Annotated in this window: 17 protein-coding genes; 9 read left to right on the top strand and 8 right to left on the bottom strand. The window is 40.7% G+C overall.

The annotated features are described in order from the left end of the window. Window position 1 precedes the first annotated feature (1 nt). Together AB8M93_RS16710 and AB8M93_RS16705 are read left to right on the top strand one after the other, a co-directional pair. Window positions 2-229 (top strand): DUF8828 family protein, encoded by a 228-nt coding sequence (locus AB8M93_RS16710; protein ID WP_373059796.1) that lies wholly within the window; start codon window positions 2-4, stop codon window positions 227-229. Between the two features lie 3 nt (window positions 230-232). Beyond that, on the top strand, window positions 233-796 hold the full coding sequence (locus AB8M93_RS16705; RefSeq protein WP_373059794.1) for a phosphatase PAP2 family protein: 564 nt from the start codon (window positions 233-235) through the stop codon (window positions 794-796). A gap of 163 nt (window positions 797-959) precedes the next feature. Here the strand turns inward: AB8M93_RS16705 and AB8M93_RS16700 are convergent, their stop codons facing one another. The 3 genes from AB8M93_RS16700 to meaB form a co-directional block, all read right to left on the bottom strand. Further along, entirely contained in the window at window positions 960-1,598 is a 639-nt protein-coding gene (locus tag AB8M93_RS16700) for a lipid-A-disaccharide synthase N-terminal domain-containing protein (protein WP_373059792.1), read from the bottom strand. Beyond that, window positions 1,591-2,307 carry a glycosyltransferase gene (locus tag AB8M93_RS16695; protein ID WP_373059790.1) on the bottom strand — a complete coding sequence of 239 codons (717 nt, stop codon included), beginning with the start codon at window positions 2,305-2,307 and terminating at the stop codon, window positions 1,591-1,593. Before AB8M93_RS16695 ends, AB8M93_RS16700 begins: the two co-directional genes overlap by 8 nt. A gap of 172 nt (window positions 2,308-2,479) precedes the next feature. After that, window positions 2,480-3,574 carry a methylmalonyl Co-A mutase-associated GTPase MeaB gene (gene meaB, locus AB8M93_RS16690; protein ID WP_373059788.1) on the bottom strand — a complete coding sequence of 365 codons (1,095 nt, stop codon included), beginning with the start codon at window positions 3,572-3,574 and terminating at the stop codon, window positions 2,480-2,482. A 100-nt stretch (window positions 3,575-3,674) separates the two neighbouring features. Here meaB and AB8M93_RS16685 point away from each other — a divergent pair, with 100 nt between their 5' ends. Continuing rightward, window positions 3,675-4,112 (top strand): organic hydroperoxide resistance protein, encoded by a 438-nt coding sequence (locus AB8M93_RS16685; protein WP_373059786.1) that lies wholly within the window; start codon window positions 3,675-3,677, stop codon window positions 4,110-4,112. A gap of 58 nt (window positions 4,113-4,170) precedes the next feature. Here the strand turns inward: AB8M93_RS16685 and AB8M93_RS16680 are convergent, their stop codons facing one another. Further along, window positions 4,171-4,755, bottom strand: a complete 585-nt coding sequence (locus AB8M93_RS16680) for a DUF2911 domain-containing protein (RefSeq protein ID WP_373059784.1) — start codon at window positions 4,753-4,755, stop codon at window positions 4,171-4,173. Between the two features lie 195 nt (window positions 4,756-4,950). Here AB8M93_RS16680 and AB8M93_RS16675 point away from each other — a divergent pair, with 195 nt between their 5' ends. The 4 genes from AB8M93_RS16675 (at window position 4,951) to AB8M93_RS16660 (ending at window position 8,259) form a co-directional block, all read left to right on the top strand. Next, complete coding sequence (locus AB8M93_RS16675; protein WP_373059782.1) at window positions 4,951-5,496, top strand: RNA polymerase sigma factor; 546 nt, start codon at window positions 4,951-4,953, stop codon at window positions 5,494-5,496. Next, window positions 5,480-6,085 carry a hypothetical protein gene (locus AB8M93_RS16670; protein ID WP_373059780.1) on the top strand — a complete coding sequence of 202 codons (606 nt, stop codon included), beginning with the start codon at window positions 5,480-5,482 and terminating at the stop codon, window positions 6,083-6,085. The genes AB8M93_RS16675 and AB8M93_RS16670 overlap by 17 nt, the downstream gene beginning before the upstream one ends. Then, window positions 6,066-7,460: a hypothetical protein gene (locus AB8M93_RS16665; RefSeq protein WP_373059778.1), complete on the top strand. Its 1,395-nt coding sequence runs from the start codon at window positions 6,066-6,068 to the stop codon at window positions 7,458-7,460. The genes AB8M93_RS16670 and AB8M93_RS16665 overlap by 20 nt, the downstream gene beginning before the upstream one ends. 106 nt (window positions 7,461-7,566) lie before the next feature. Then, window positions 7,567-8,259, top strand: a complete 693-nt coding sequence (locus tag AB8M93_RS16660; RefSeq protein ID WP_373059776.1) for a peptidoglycan DD-metalloendopeptidase family protein — start codon at window positions 7,567-7,569, stop codon at window positions 8,257-8,259. 4 nt (window positions 8,260-8,263) lie between these two features. Here the strand turns inward: AB8M93_RS16660 and AB8M93_RS16655 are convergent, their stop codons facing one another. The 4 genes from AB8M93_RS16655 to AB8M93_RS16640 form a co-directional block, all read right to left on the bottom strand. Next, window positions 8,264-8,740: a DUF4199 domain-containing protein gene (locus AB8M93_RS16655; RefSeq protein WP_373059774.1), complete on the bottom strand. Its 477-nt coding sequence runs from the start codon at window positions 8,738-8,740 to the stop codon at window positions 8,264-8,266. A 199-nt stretch (window positions 8,741-8,939) separates the two neighbouring features. Next, the gene (locus AB8M93_RS16650; protein ID WP_373059772.1) at window positions 8,940-9,665 is read right to left on the bottom strand and encodes a VIT1/CCC1 transporter family protein; all 726 of its coding nucleotides are present in this window, start codon (window positions 9,663-9,665) and stop codon (window positions 8,940-8,942) included. Window positions 9,666-9,705: 40 nt separating this feature from the next. Continuing rightward, the gene (locus AB8M93_RS16645) at window positions 9,706-10,239 is read right to left on the bottom strand and encodes an iron transporter (protein ID WP_373059770.1); all 534 of its coding nucleotides are present in this window, start codon (window positions 10,237-10,239) and stop codon (window positions 9,706-9,708) included. Window positions 10,240-10,411: 172 nt separating this feature from the next. Continuing rightward, window positions 10,412-10,762, bottom strand: coding sequence for a DUF6249 domain-containing protein (locus tag AB8M93_RS16640; RefSeq protein WP_373059768.1), 351 nt, complete (start codon window positions 10,760-10,762; stop codon window positions 10,412-10,414). 138 nt (window positions 10,763-10,900) lie between these two features. On the opposite strand from AB8M93_RS16640, the gene AB8M93_RS16635 reads away from it, so the two are divergent. Together AB8M93_RS16635 and AB8M93_RS16630 are read left to right on the top strand one after the other, a co-directional pair. Continuing rightward, window positions 10,901-11,488 (top strand): RNA polymerase sigma factor, encoded by a 588-nt coding sequence (locus AB8M93_RS16635; protein ID WP_373059766.1) that lies wholly within the window; start codon window positions 10,901-10,903, stop codon window positions 11,486-11,488. Further along, window positions 11,472-11,843: a hypothetical protein gene (locus AB8M93_RS16630; protein ID WP_373059764.1), complete on the top strand. Its 372-nt coding sequence runs from the start codon at window positions 11,472-11,474 to the stop codon at window positions 11,841-11,843. The genes AB8M93_RS16635 and AB8M93_RS16630 overlap by 17 nt, the downstream gene beginning before the upstream one ends. Window positions 11,844-12,693 lie beyond the last annotated feature (850 nt).

Genomic DNA, 12,693 nt, shown 5'->3' with positions numbered 1-12,693 from the left:
CATGGACTTTCCAAAATTTTTACTCGGCGATAATACGGATTATCCGGATGCCGTATTTATTATTCATACTGAATTTCCCCGCTTTATCATCAATCTTGAAAATGATGAGGTGGAATGGCTGGAGGATTTCGATTCCAGTGATGAGGAAGAACTGGCAAATGAAGCCGAATCTTTAATTGAGCAGGCTAATGAATTTTATGACCGTGAAGTTAGCCGTTACGAAGAGTAGGAGATGGAAGAATTAATAAGGCTGGATCATGAATTATTTTTGTTCCTCAACAATCTGGGAACGCCTGCATGGGATGGTTTCTGGCTGGCAATAAGCAATAAATTTACCGGTATTCCCTTGTATATTTTCTTTATTTACCTGCTCTATCGCCATTTTGGATGGAAGAATACGGTAGTAAGCGTTGTGGTGATTGTGCTTTTAATCACTTCTACAGATCAGCTTGCAAACCTTTTCAAGGATGGCTTTCAGAGACTAAGGCCCTGCCGGCAGGAGGGAATTATGGAGCAGGCCCGTTTTGTGGCCGTGCGATGTGGCCATTACGGCTATTTCTCGGCTCACGCCTCTAATTCTACCGGGGTGGCTTTGTTTCTTATTCTCGTCTTCAGGAATATTTATAAAAAATGGATTTACCTTATCCTGCTCTGGCCGCTGCTGGCTTCCTATAGCCGTATTTACCTGGGCGTTCATTATCCGGCAGATGTGGTAACCGGAATATTGATAGGAGCAATACTAGGCTATATGTTCTATCAATTTCATTTATTTCTGCGGAAGAAATTTCGCGTTTAATCCCTCATGGAGGGGCATAAGTTCCTGGGGCTTGGCTCGAAATTTAAAGGAATTTCCCACTTGCCCCAAGGTTCCTGATTTATGCTGGTGAAATCTTTTCCTGATTTTTCAGAATAAAGAAATTTTAAGCAGCGTGGAAGTAGATTTAGGGGAGAAGCTGAAGTTATCGCTTTACTTCCCTGGAAACATTTCTTCTGCTTAAAAGAATATTACGGGCGTAAATAAAACTGCCCAGAACATGGCCGGCAAAAAGTACGGGATCCCTTCTAATAATGGCATAGGTGAGGATAAGGAGCGCTCCTACCAGGCTAAGCATCCAAAAACCCAGGGGGAGGACAGATTCCTTCAGCTTTTCAGAATAAAACCACTGGTAAAAGAAACGCAGGTTAAATATAAGCTGTGCACCGGAACCCATAATGAGCAACCACAGCGGAATATCTTCATTAAAGAACAACTTCTGTACATCGTAAGTGCCGTTATTATAAGAATAAATGGTGAGCAGGACCGGGAAAAAATATAAAAACCAGCGCAGGATTTTTGGAGCCTTTTGCCATTCGCCCTGTAACTGTAGGTTTCTAATATAGATAAAGTACGTAACTGCCTGGCCCAGCATTATAGAAAAGTCTTCCCTCAAATAGCCATAGACAAACAGCAGGAAGGAAGCGAAAAGGCTTATTTTCCAGAAAAGGGAAGGAGTAATTACCTTCTTTTGCCTTTCTGAAAGTATCCATTGCATCAACAGCCTGCCGGAGAAGAGGATTTGAGCGGTAAAACCAATTGCATAAATTTGCCAGCTACTCATTTTTAGCCACTACCTTATAATTGATGTAATTTCTTTTCATCCATAAATAGGCGAAGCAATCTATAAACGGCCCCACCAGGCGGTTCATAAGATGAAATTTGGCCTTTCCCGCAATACGTGGGTAGTGCCGCACCGGGACCTGTATTACCTTTCCTTTCTGCAGCAGGACCATGGCCGGTAAAAACCGGTGCAGCCCTTTAAACATGGGGATACGTTTGGCGTAATCGGCTTTTATAATTTTAAGGGGACAACCCGTATCGTCCATACCATCGTGCGTGAAACTCCGCCTTATTCCATTTGCAATAAGAGAAGACATGTTTTTTACAAAAGAATCCTTGCGGTCTGCCCTGTGGCCGGTTACCAGGTCGTAATCTTCTATATAATCCATCAGGACATTAAAATCTTCCGGATCGGTTTGCAAATCAGAATCAATATAACCAATAAGCGGTGTTTTTGCATAATCAATACCTGCTTTTATGGCGGCACTTAATCCGCAATTCTTTTCAAAAGAAATGTAATTAAAGTGGATATTCCGTTTACAGATATCTTTAATAATCACCAGGCTTTCGTCTGTAGAACCATCATTTACAAAAAGTACACAAGTCTTTTTATTTGCAATTTCAAGGTATTTGTCAAGCTCTTCTTCCACCCGCCTTAAATTTTCCTGTTCATTATAAAGCGGAACGATGATGGTAAATTCGTAATCCATAAAAATAAATTGGACGCAAAGGTATTAATATGAATTAAAAGCAGGAATTTGCTTTAATGAAAAAATGGAAAATCTTGAGGATGTCCCGGATTCTTGTATGGCAGGCTAGGGTTTTTAAGAGAAATCCCAATTGCACCCGTAGAGTTTGCGTCTTTATAGAGGCCGTTACCCATCAAATTTTCTGTAAATCCCTGTATTTTTGAAGCAGAACATTTGCAGCGGCAAAGGCTGTGGTTTTATTTTGGGCAATTTCCTGCAGTTGTACCTCAAGAGCTTCTTTTATTTCAGGATGCTGGTAAAAATTCCGCTTTAAATGCTCATTAATGTTTTGTAGCAACCAGTGTTTGTTTTGTTGATGGCGGTTATTTTCAAAAAATGAATTTTTAATGGTAAGCTTTTGAAACTCTTCCACCATTTGCCAGGCTTCAGCAATACCGCTGCTATAAAGTGCACTGCATAAAGCCACTTTTGGCTTCCATCCACTTTCTTTAGGAGGATAAAGCTGAAGCGCCCTTTTAAAATCTAACCGCGCTTCGCGGGCTGCTTTCTGGTTTTCCCCATCAGCTTTGTTAATTACTATGGCATCGGCCATTTCAATAATCCCGCGTTTTATTCCCTGTAATTCGTCACCGGCACCGGCAAGCTTCAGCAGTAAAAAGAAATCGGTCATACTATGCACGGTGGTTTCGCTTTGCCCAACTCCCACGGTTTCTATAAGGATAACATCAAATCCGGCAGCCTCGCATAAAACAATACTCTCCCGGGTTTTTCTGGCCACACCGCCAAGGGAATCGCCACTTGGAGAGGGCCGTATAAAAGCATTTTCTTCTTTTACCAGTTCTTCCATACGGGTTTTGTCTCCTAAAATACTTCCTCCGGAAAGGCTGCTGCTGGGGTCTACGGCGAGAACGGCCACCTTTTTCCCCTGTTTTAGAAGGTAACGCCCAAGGCTCTCAATAAAAGTACTTTTGCCCACCCCGGGAACTCCTGTAATTCCTATACGTATGGATTGGCTTGCAAATGCTACGGCGCCTTCAACAAGTACGCGGGCCTTTTCCTGGTGCTCAGGCTGATTGCTTTCCACCAGAGTGATGCTTCTGCCTAATGCTGTTTTGTTACCGGCCAGAAGCTGGTCCAGCAGGTCTGTCTCTGAAGCTCTTTTTTTCCGAAAAGCTCTTATGCGGCTGGCAGAATCAGGATTAATGTTAGGAGAAGCAGGCTTGCTTCCTGATTCATTTAGCGCCGATTTTTCAGAATTTTTGCTCAAGAGTGGGATGGTTTTTCACAAAGTTAGGAATCTATTCTGTCTGGCAATATTATTTGTATATTGAAGCTGATAATAATTAATTTTTTAAATAACCCCTAAGATGAAAACATTGTATAAAACCACCGTCACAACCACGGGTGGTAGAAATGGACAAGCTACCAGTGAAGATGGTGTATTGGATTTAAAACTGAGTATGCCAAAAGAACTGGGTGGAGAAGGCGGAGAGTATACGAACCCTGAACAATTATTTGCGGCCGGGTATTCTGCCTGTTTTGGTAGTGCCCTGCAACTGGTTGCCAAAAGTCATAAAGTAGATTTAGGAGATTTTAGTATTACCGGAATTGTAGCGATAGGGCAGGAGGAAGAAGAAGAACAGGCCCTGGACCTTTCGGTAATTCTGGATTGTTATATTCCCGGGGTAGATGTGGAAACCGGCGAGAAACTTGTTAATCAGGCTCATGAAATTTGCCCTTATTCCCGCGCAACCAGAGATAATATTGATGTAACTCTTAATCTTTTACTGGACGAAGACGAATAAAATACTGTACCTTATGATCTAAAAGAAGCATCCCCGCGGTGCTTCTTTTTTTTATGTTTTAGTCAAATGGTTTCTGCTTTCGGGAATTTTCAGGTTTTATGGGTATGGGCACACTGGTGTTTTCCCAGGTTAAGATCATAAAAATAAGGTCATTGCTTTTTGTAAAAAAAATAGTAAACTGCTCTACATCTTCCTGCAGTTTATCTACACCAATTTCTAATATAAGTGCATCATATTGCGGGTCCCGGTAAGCGCTTTTATCTACATTAATTCCCCAGGGATACATATGAGAATTGAAAATCACCTTCCAGGAATCCACTCCGGGAATAGTCCATAAGGTATATTTTCCGGCTTTTAGAAGGGAACCATCTACCAGTATATCTTTATTGGTCTCAAAAGTAGTTGCTTCATTAGCGCCGGTGCGCCAAACTTCTCCATAAGGCACAAGGCCTCCAAATATTTCACGGCCTTTCTTATAGGGCCGGTTATAAAATACCTCCATCTTAAAGCCATTATCTTCATATTGTATAGTGTCTTCTGGGCTGTGGGCTTTTGTATTGTACCGCAGGACAAATACAATAATCAAGGTTAATACGGCAATACCGGCAACAAGTTTTGTAGCGGTTTTAAGGACAGGTTTCATTTAGAAAATTTATGGATCAGGTTCAAAAAATATGCAATTATGATCTTCAGCAAAAGACTGTTTACGCGTCAATAGCTGAAAAATAGCAATATTGCGCCCATTTCTGTTACTTTTCAGAAAAAATTACCACGATTTTGCAACATGTCAAAAAAAGAATCGTCTTTAATTTGAATAGCAACCAAACCAAAAAGAATTTTGTTACAACATCAGTTAATAGAAGCTTGCAAGCAAAACGACCGTAGGGCTCAGCTCAGGCTTTATAATAAGTACAGCCAGGGTATGTATTACGTGGCGCTGAGGTTTATCCAGGATTCCTTTGAAGCCGAGGATGCCATGCAGGAGGCTTTTGTAAAGGCCTTTCAGAAACTTCACCAATTTACAGGGGAAGTGACCTTTGGAGCCTGGCTTAAACGAATCGTTATCAATAAATGCCTGGATAAGCTAAAGGCGAAAAAGATGGAATTAGTGGCCATAAATGAGCGAACAATGACCACGGTGGAAGAGGATGATAACTGGCAGATCGAGGATGGGATTGGAATAGAAGAAGTAAAAGCCGTGATAGAGCAACTGCCGGAAAAATATAAATATCCGCTGATGTTGTTTTTAATTGAAGGCTACGATCACGAGGAAATTTCAGAAATATTAGATATCACACAGGTGGCTTCCCGCACCTTGGTTCACAGGGGAAAGAAAAAATTGCAGGATGAATTAAAACTTATGAAAAATGGCACAGGATATTAGAGATATGTTCAGGAATGATGAAAGCCGCGAATCTGAAAAACTGCGCAGCGGCCATCAAAACCGCTTTGAAGCAAAACTGGACAAGGCATTACCGCAGGAAAAGACAAACAACCGCTTTCCTTATTTAAAAATAGCCGCTGTGTTAGTAGTGGCCTTTGGAATAGCAATGTTTTTCTTAAAACCGGGCAACGGAGCTGAAGAAACCAGGATCGTGGAAACTCCGGTAGAGAAAAATGCAGAGACTAGCGGCAATGAGCCCGAAAAACAATTTCAGCTAAGCGATGTGTCGCCACAGTATAAGGAAATTGAAAATTATTACATGGCAAGCCTGAACCTGGAGTTGGCAAAGCTTACCATTAATGATGATAATAAGGCACTTATAGATGCTTTTATGAAAAAACTGGCTGAGCTTGATAAAGAATACAAGCGCCTGAATGCCGATTTAAATGAAAGCGGCCCCAACGAACAAACGGTGGAAGCTATGGTGGCCAATTTGCAGCTAAGGCTGGAATTACTGTTCAAGCTAAAGAATAAGATCAAAGAAATCAATGAATCAAAAAACGAAAACTATGAAAACCTACAGGCTTAATATACTGCTAATGCTGCTCCTGTTAACCGCCGGGCTGCAGGCACAAACCAAAAAACTGGAAAAAACCTTCAATACAAGCGGGACAGTAAACGTAAATGTAGATGCCAAGCATACCAACATCAGTATTGAAAAATGGGACAGAAATGAAGTTAGGGTGGAGGCATATCTCACCCCCGGAACTTCAGATAAAAAGCAGCTACAGGAACTACTTAACAGCTGGAAACTGGAAACTTCGGGATCATTAAACGATGTGAGTATTATTTCCGGCGGCAATGCCAACTGGAATCCTGAAGTTAATATGGATGATATGGACATGAGCAGTTTGAATGAATCCCTGGGGGGGCTGCAGGAATTGCTGGGGCCAATGATGGAGAACCTTATGCCCATGATACAGAACATTGCCGCCAATCCTTTACCCGAAAACTTTACCGCGAAAGTGGGCGATATGAATTTTGATTATGAAGCATATCAGCGTAATCCTGATGACTATATGGAGAAGTGGGAAGCCCAGGTAGAAGATAAATTTGGGAAAGATTTTGAAAAAGATATGGAAAAATGGGCGGCACAGATAGAGAAAAATTCTGAAAAGTGGGAAAAAGAATATGGTGCCAAAATGGAAGCATGGGGGGAAAAGTTTGGAAAAGACATGGAAGTTTGGGGCGAACAATTTGGCAAGGAAATGGAAAAATGGGGCGAGCAGTTTGGCAAGGAAATGGAAGCCAAATTTGCAGGAAGCAATGCAAATGTTATTGTATTGCCATTTAACTCTGCAAAAGCTAACAGGAGCATTAAAATTAGTGTGCCTAAGAACGCACAGTTAAAATTAAATGTGAGGCACGGCGAGCTTAATCTTACCGGGACCACTTCTAATGTTAATGCAAATGTTTCCCACGGTTCCCTTGCAGCTAACAGGTTAACAGGTAATAAAACCAATGTAAACGTTTCCTACTCGCCTGTGAAAATAAAGCAATGGGATTATGGGGTGCTCACCACCGGCTATGTTCAGGATTGTGAAATTGAAAAAGCCATAAGTATAAAACTTAACTCCAATTCCAGCGAAGTGCTTATAGGGGAAATAAGTGAAACAGGAATCCTTACCGGTTCCTTTGGAGAACTGGAAATAATGAAACTCGCCCCTGGTTTCAAAACGCTTAGGATTAGCCTTGAAAACAGTGATCTTGAACTTGCTTTGCCTAATACCGCCTTTAATTTTAGTTATGACGGCACCCAGAGTGACATCGATTATCCTTCTGCCCTGCAGTTAAAAACCACTAAAACCTACGATAATGTAATATTGAATGGCTTCCATAAATCTAAAGAAGACAAGGCCAGTATAAATATTAAAGCAAGTTTTAGCGATGTCTTGGTAAAGTAAAACACATCCCTTATTTTTAGCCACCTTAAAAGGTCGTCTGTAAGTATAGTTTCATGAGACGGGAATTTGCTTTAAGACGATCTTTTTTGCTGAAAAAAACTGCTGAATGGGACCCGAAAATTTTGCTGAATTTATATCCGGATTAACTGTGGATTACACACCAGTGGTGGGAGATAATTTTAATCATGATGATTTTGTGGCTATAGATCTTTCTGAAAATAACCCGGAATTGATGAAGTTAGAAATGTTATCTTCTGAAGCTTTCTCGTTATTTTTAAATAATTCATTGCGTAAGGCGGGAAAAAAAGCAGCTTTTGGAGGCTATAACGAAGTTCGGAATTTGTACAAAAGAAGCAGGCTTTTTAACAGGAATGTGGATGAATTCCTGAACAGGAACATCCATATTGGCCTGGACATCTGGGCGGCAGAAGGAACCGAGGTGCTTGCCGTACTTGAGGGTAAAATTCATAGTTTTAGGGATAATGCCAATTTTGGGGATTATGGGCCCACCATTATTTTGGAGCACGAAAAGAATGGAAGAAAATTTTATACGCTTTACGGCCATTTAAGCCGGAATTCGCTGGAAGGTTTAAAGGAAGGAGCAAAAGTAAGGAAATCAGAAAAAATAGCGGCGTTGGGAAATTCTTCAGAAAATGGGGATTATGCGCCACATTTGCATTTTCAGATTATGGAAAATCTAATGGGGAATATTGGGGATTTTCCGGGAGTCACTTCAAAATTGGAACTGGAAAAATATTTATGTAACTGCCCAGATCCAAACCTTCTTCTTAAAATTTAGCAGGTTATTTTTTCCGAAGAATAAGCGCTGCAATCGCGGCGGTAACTATTCCCATGGCCAGTGCACTAAAGGTGCTCATAAGGATGTAGGACCTCAGGTTAAAATATTCTTCAGCGGCAGCGCGCTTCATTTGTCCTGTCTCTACAGTATATTTAATTACATTTTCAAAAAAATGCGGAGTAATCCATGCACTGGTAATATATTGCACCAGTGGCGTGAGCAGGCTAATAACTACGGTAAGAATTATTCCGGAGACAAAGCCCTGGCTCCAGCTCATTCTACCGCCGTAAAAATGTTTCCTTTTATCATAAATAGCCAGGAGAAAAATGGCAATGGCAACCAGCCCGAAGAGATTAGTATAAATAGGCTGCTTTGCAATAAGTTCATCATGCCAGCCTATCCTTTTCTCAAACATCATCCATAAAAGGGAAGCAAAAGAAAAAATAATTCCCCATTTTATTTCTATTTTAAACTTCTTCATGCCTTTGGTTTGGTTAGTAGAGCAAAATTAACCAAAAAAGCAATATTCGTTAGCTTATAATATTCTTAGTTAAGGGAAGCATAATATTATCTTATAATCGCCCTGAAAACGGTTTAAGACACTTGAAGCAATTTTTATTGTGGGGAAGCTTCAGCCGTGCAGATTTTAAAAATTTAAGCGGTGGTATGCTCGGCTTACTTTACATTACCATGTTTTCCAGGATGTCCCCAACAAAGTAAGCCAGGATAGCAGCCAATCCGCCTAATAAAACCGTTTCCAGGATTCCTATAAGCATGTTTTTTTCTGTTACCAGAGTTTTTAGGCTTCCTACCAGTCCCAATGCCATTGCGGTAAGGAGACAGGAGTATATAAAAAGTTGCTGGTCATTTCCCTGGATGGTACCGGCGAAAAAGTAGGAAAGAAGCGGTACAGAGCCCACCAGAAGGAAACTAAAAAAAGTAACCCCGGCCGTTTTAAAAGGTGTTTTTTCACTCTTCACCATTTCCAGCTCTTCTTTCATCATTGTATCCACCCAAACCTCTTTATCGGCAATAATAACTTCTACCACCTGTTCCAGGAGTTCTCCCTTAAAGCCTTTGGCAGCATAAATTTCCCGGATTTCAGCAATTTCTTTTTCCCTCAGATTTTCTATTTCCCAGTATTCCACCTGCTTATGCTTTTCGTACACATCTCTTTCAGCCTTAGTAGAAAAATAGTTACCGACAGACATAGAAAATCCGTCGGCAATAAGGTTTGCAATTCCTAAAATTACCACTACCGTAATTCCCAGGCTGGCACCTTCAGCTCCTGCGACCACGGCAAAAGTAGTCACGGCACCGTCTATTCCGCCATAAACAAACTCTGCGATGTAATCTTTGTTAAAGAATAAAACTTTGTTGTTGGAGTGAAGTTTAGATTCCTGCATAGTTTAGATTATCTGGAAGTGGAGGTAAAGTTAGTTTATTTTATTCAGGGCCATGTGGTTTTCTTCCCGCTTCCAGAGTGAGCGGCCCAAACTTTTCACTTACGCCTTTTTCAAATCTTTTTCCTTTAATCTCATCATGCCTGGGGAATTCTGGTGCAGGAAAGTTTACCTCTACAGTATATTCTCCTTCTTTTGGAATTTTAAAATTAGCACCATAATGATTTAAAAAAGGATGCCAGAAAAACGGGAAATCTTTTTCTTCCACCAGCTGGTTATCTTCATCGAACACCTTCGCTGAAATTTTTAAACCAGGAAGAAAACGTTTATCGTGCTTATCCCTTACCAGGATTTCCATGTGGGTATTAAAATCCTTGGGCGGGACGTGCCATTTCAATTCACCATCCTGGAACTGGTAAGTTCCTTCCGCTTCTTCAGAAACTACAGAAACAATATAATCATGTACTTCCTTTTCAACATAATTATCCATGTTTTTCATATAATCTGCAGCTGCGCCTAGTGCTTTTCCCTGTTGTTCAGCCAGTTTGATTTTCTTCTCATTGTCTTCAATCTTCATAATTATAATTTACTTAGAATATTACACCTATAAAGTTAGCAACAGGAATTTTCTTTGGCTGCTAAATGCCTGTTAAAAGCCTATTTGCATTTATAACAGAAGGTTAAAAAAAATCCCCCGGCTTGCCTGGACAACCCGGAGGAAAAGTAAAATCCCTGTTTTTTAGAGCTTGTTAGGCTTCACTATCCATTTTTTTGCTAAGATAGAAGCCTGTAAGTAAGCCAATTCCGGCCATAACAAATATGGTTGCAGGATAGGCAACATCTTCTTCCATATTAAAACTATAAATAAAGAGATTGGCCAAAAATATGCCCAGGCCAATTCCTATGCACAACAAGGCCAGGTTGAGTACCACCACCCTCCAGACGGGGGTAACCCTGCGGTGCTTGTTATAAAAGATGGTCGCATCGGCCCCCTTTTCTATTAAAGCCAGGCGCTCACGATTGCGGGCAGAGATGTACAAATAATACATTCCGAATATTGAGCCAAAAATTACGGGTAAAACAATTACTTCAGATCCCATGATGATTCATTTTTAAGTTTAAATTACTGTTCGTTTGCCTATAGGACGTTGGTTTTTTTGATTGGGTTACAACAATGTTCATTTCTTTTTTTCTTAAATTTCTGTAACCTTATTAGAAGTGCTGGCGTCTTATGTAAAATGAACCAATACACCGAGGAGTATTATATAGACAAGGCAGTACATGGAGATACCCGTGCCTTTGGAGTATTGGTGGAAAAGTATCAGGACTACATTTTTACCATAGTTTACCGTATGCTGAAGGTTAGGGAGGAAGCTGAAGAAGTTGCTCAGGACGCATTTTTAAAAGCTTTTGAAGCACTCCCGGGGTTTAGGGGCGAGTCTAAATTTTCCAGCTGGCTCTACCGGATTGCGTATAGAAAAGCGCTGGACAGGATAAGGAAAAATTCGCGCCATACGTCTTTAGAGTTAATTGAGGAAATTACTGCAGATGATGCAACAAAACTGGAAAGCGGACTGGAAGTAATGCTGGAGCAGGAGCGTTCTGAAATAATTCAGAAATGTTTATTGAAATTGCCGGAACAGGATGCCGCAATTGTTACGCTTTATTATTTTGAAGAACAGCCAGTAAAAGAAATTGCCGGTATCACCGGTTTAACAGAAGATAATGTTAAAGTAAAACTTTACCGAAGCAGAAAAGCCTTATTTTCACTATTGAAGAAATACATGCTCAAAGAAATACCCGAGAAAAATGGAAAATCGATCTAGAGAAGAAGTTTTAGCAGAGAAAATAATAAAAACTGCCGGACTGGAAAAACCTTCGGTAAATTTTTCTGCAAATGTGCTGAAGGCTATTGCAGACAGGCAGCGTGTAACAGAGTATAAACCTTTGATTTCCCCTGGGCTATGGGTTGCTATAGCAGTAGTGGTTTTGGTAACGCTTATCGGACTTTCGATGCTAACTTCCGGTTCTTCTGTAAGTTCTTACTTTAGTTTTATGAGTTCTATTGCTTTTCCTCAATGGAATCTGTCCCGCACCATGATTTATGCGATTGCTTTTGTATCCTTATTCTTCCTGGAAATTCCGTTTTTAAAGCGATTTTTGGTGAAGCAGTATGATTAAGTAAGAACACTAAAGCTGTTCTGTTGCCCGTGGTGTGTTTGTGTGTTGCCTGTTATATATTCTCTGTCTCTGTACTCTGTTGTACGTTACGTACTGCCTGAACTCAGCTGGTTTTTAAGAGCCATATAAGAACTCCCAACTATAAACTTTGGACTAAGAACTTAAAAACCACCCCGGCCTACGGCCACCCTGCCCGACGTAGTCATTCAGGCGGGCCCTCCTTGAAAAAAGAAGGGGAGCGGGGTATTTTGTACTATTGAGAATGATACTTTGAATTCTGAACTAGAAAGTTCGAGCAAAAGAGGAGGGGAGCTTTTTGCAATTGTGAGCCTATTTTTCGGCCTTCATGAAGAGGTGGTTAACTTTGCTCCTTCCCTTTTTTCAAGGGAAGTTGGCTTTATCAGTTTTTGCTGATAAAGACGGAAGGGTAAATTCGAGAAAATCTTCTCTACCATTTTTATGTTTGGCGGAAAAAACTCCGACCTCTAAACTACAAATTTTGAACTATTAACACCACCCCGGCCTACGGCCACCCTGCCCGAGACAGTCATTCAGGCGGGCCCTCCTTAAAAAAGGGAGGGGAGCGGGGTATTTTGTACTATTGAGAATGATACTTTGAATTCTGAACTAGAAAGTTCGAGCAAAAAGGAGGGGAGCTTTTTGCAATTGTGAGCCTATTTTTCGGCCATCATGAAGAGGTGGTTAACTTTGCTCCTTCCCCTTTTTCAAGGGAAGGTGGCTTTATCAGTTTTTGCTGATAAAGACGGAAGGATAATTCGAGAAAATCTTCTCTACCATTTTAATGTTTGGCGGAAAAAACTCCGAACTCTAAACTACAAACTTTGAACTA

The organism is Autumnicola aciditolerans (assembly GCF_041679265.1).
GTDB lineage: Bacteria > Bacteroidota > Bacteroidia > Flavobacteriales > Flavobacteriaceae > Autumnicola.
Note: the sequence above shows the minus strand (reverse complement) of the source record. Positions and strands in the feature narration are given on the sequence as shown.

What these genes read in the sequence shown, in the direction of transcription:
- AB8M93_RS16670 (WP_373059780.1), top strand. Translation starts at nt 5,480, where the DNA reads ATGGCACAGGATATTAGAGATATGTTCAGGAATGATGAAAGCCGCGAA.
- AB8M93_RS16640 (WP_373059768.1), bottom strand. Translation starts at nt 10,762, where the DNA reads ATGGGATCTGAAGTAATTGTTTTACCCGTAATTTTTGGCTCAATATTC.
- AB8M93_RS16630 (WP_373059764.1), top strand. Translation starts at nt 11,472, where the DNA reads ATGGAAAATCGATCTAGAGAAGAAGTTTTAGCAGAGAAAATAATAAAA.
- AB8M93_RS16645 (WP_373059770.1), bottom strand. Translation starts at nt 10,239, where the DNA reads ATGAAGATTGAAGACAATGAGAAGAAAATCAAACTGGCTGAACAACAG.
- AB8M93_RS16700 (WP_373059792.1), bottom strand. Translation starts at nt 1,598, where the DNA reads ATGAGTAGCTGGCAAATTTATGCAATTGGTTTTACCGCTCAAATCCTC.
- AB8M93_RS16685 (WP_373059786.1), top strand. Translation starts at nt 3,675, where the DNA reads ATGAAAACATTGTATAAAACCACCGTCACAACCACGGGTGGTAGAAAT.
- AB8M93_RS16650 (WP_373059772.1), bottom strand. Translation starts at nt 9,665, where the DNA reads ATGCAGGAATCTAAACTTCACTCCAACAACAAAGTTTTATTCTTTAAC.
- AB8M93_RS16680 (WP_373059784.1), bottom strand. Translation starts at nt 4,755, where the DNA reads ATGAAACCTGTCCTTAAAACCGCTACAAAACTTGTTGCCGGTATTGCC.
- AB8M93_RS16635 (WP_373059766.1), top strand. Translation starts at nt 10,901, where the DNA reads ATGAACCAATACACCGAGGAGTATTATATAGACAAGGCAGTACATGGA.
- AB8M93_RS16710 (WP_373059796.1), top strand. Translation starts at nt 2, where the DNA reads ATGGACTTTCCAAAATTTTTACTCGGCGATAATACGGATTATCCGGAT.
- AB8M93_RS16695 (WP_373059790.1), bottom strand. Translation starts at nt 2,307, where the DNA reads ATGGATTACGAATTTACCATCATCGTTCCGCTTTATAATGAACAGGAA.
- AB8M93_RS16665 (WP_373059778.1), top strand. Translation starts at nt 6,066, where the DNA reads ATGAAAACCTACAGGCTTAATATACTGCTAATGCTGCTCCTGTTAACC.
- AB8M93_RS16705 (WP_373059794.1), top strand. Translation starts at nt 233, where the DNA reads ATGGAAGAATTAATAAGGCTGGATCATGAATTATTTTTGTTCCTCAAC.
- AB8M93_RS16655 (WP_373059774.1), bottom strand. Translation starts at nt 8,740, where the DNA reads ATGAAGAAGTTTAAAATAGAAATAAAATGGGGAATTATTTTTTCTTTT.
- AB8M93_RS16660 (WP_373059776.1), top strand. Translation starts at nt 7,567, where the DNA reads ATGGGACCCGAAAATTTTGCTGAATTTATATCCGGATTAACTGTGGAT.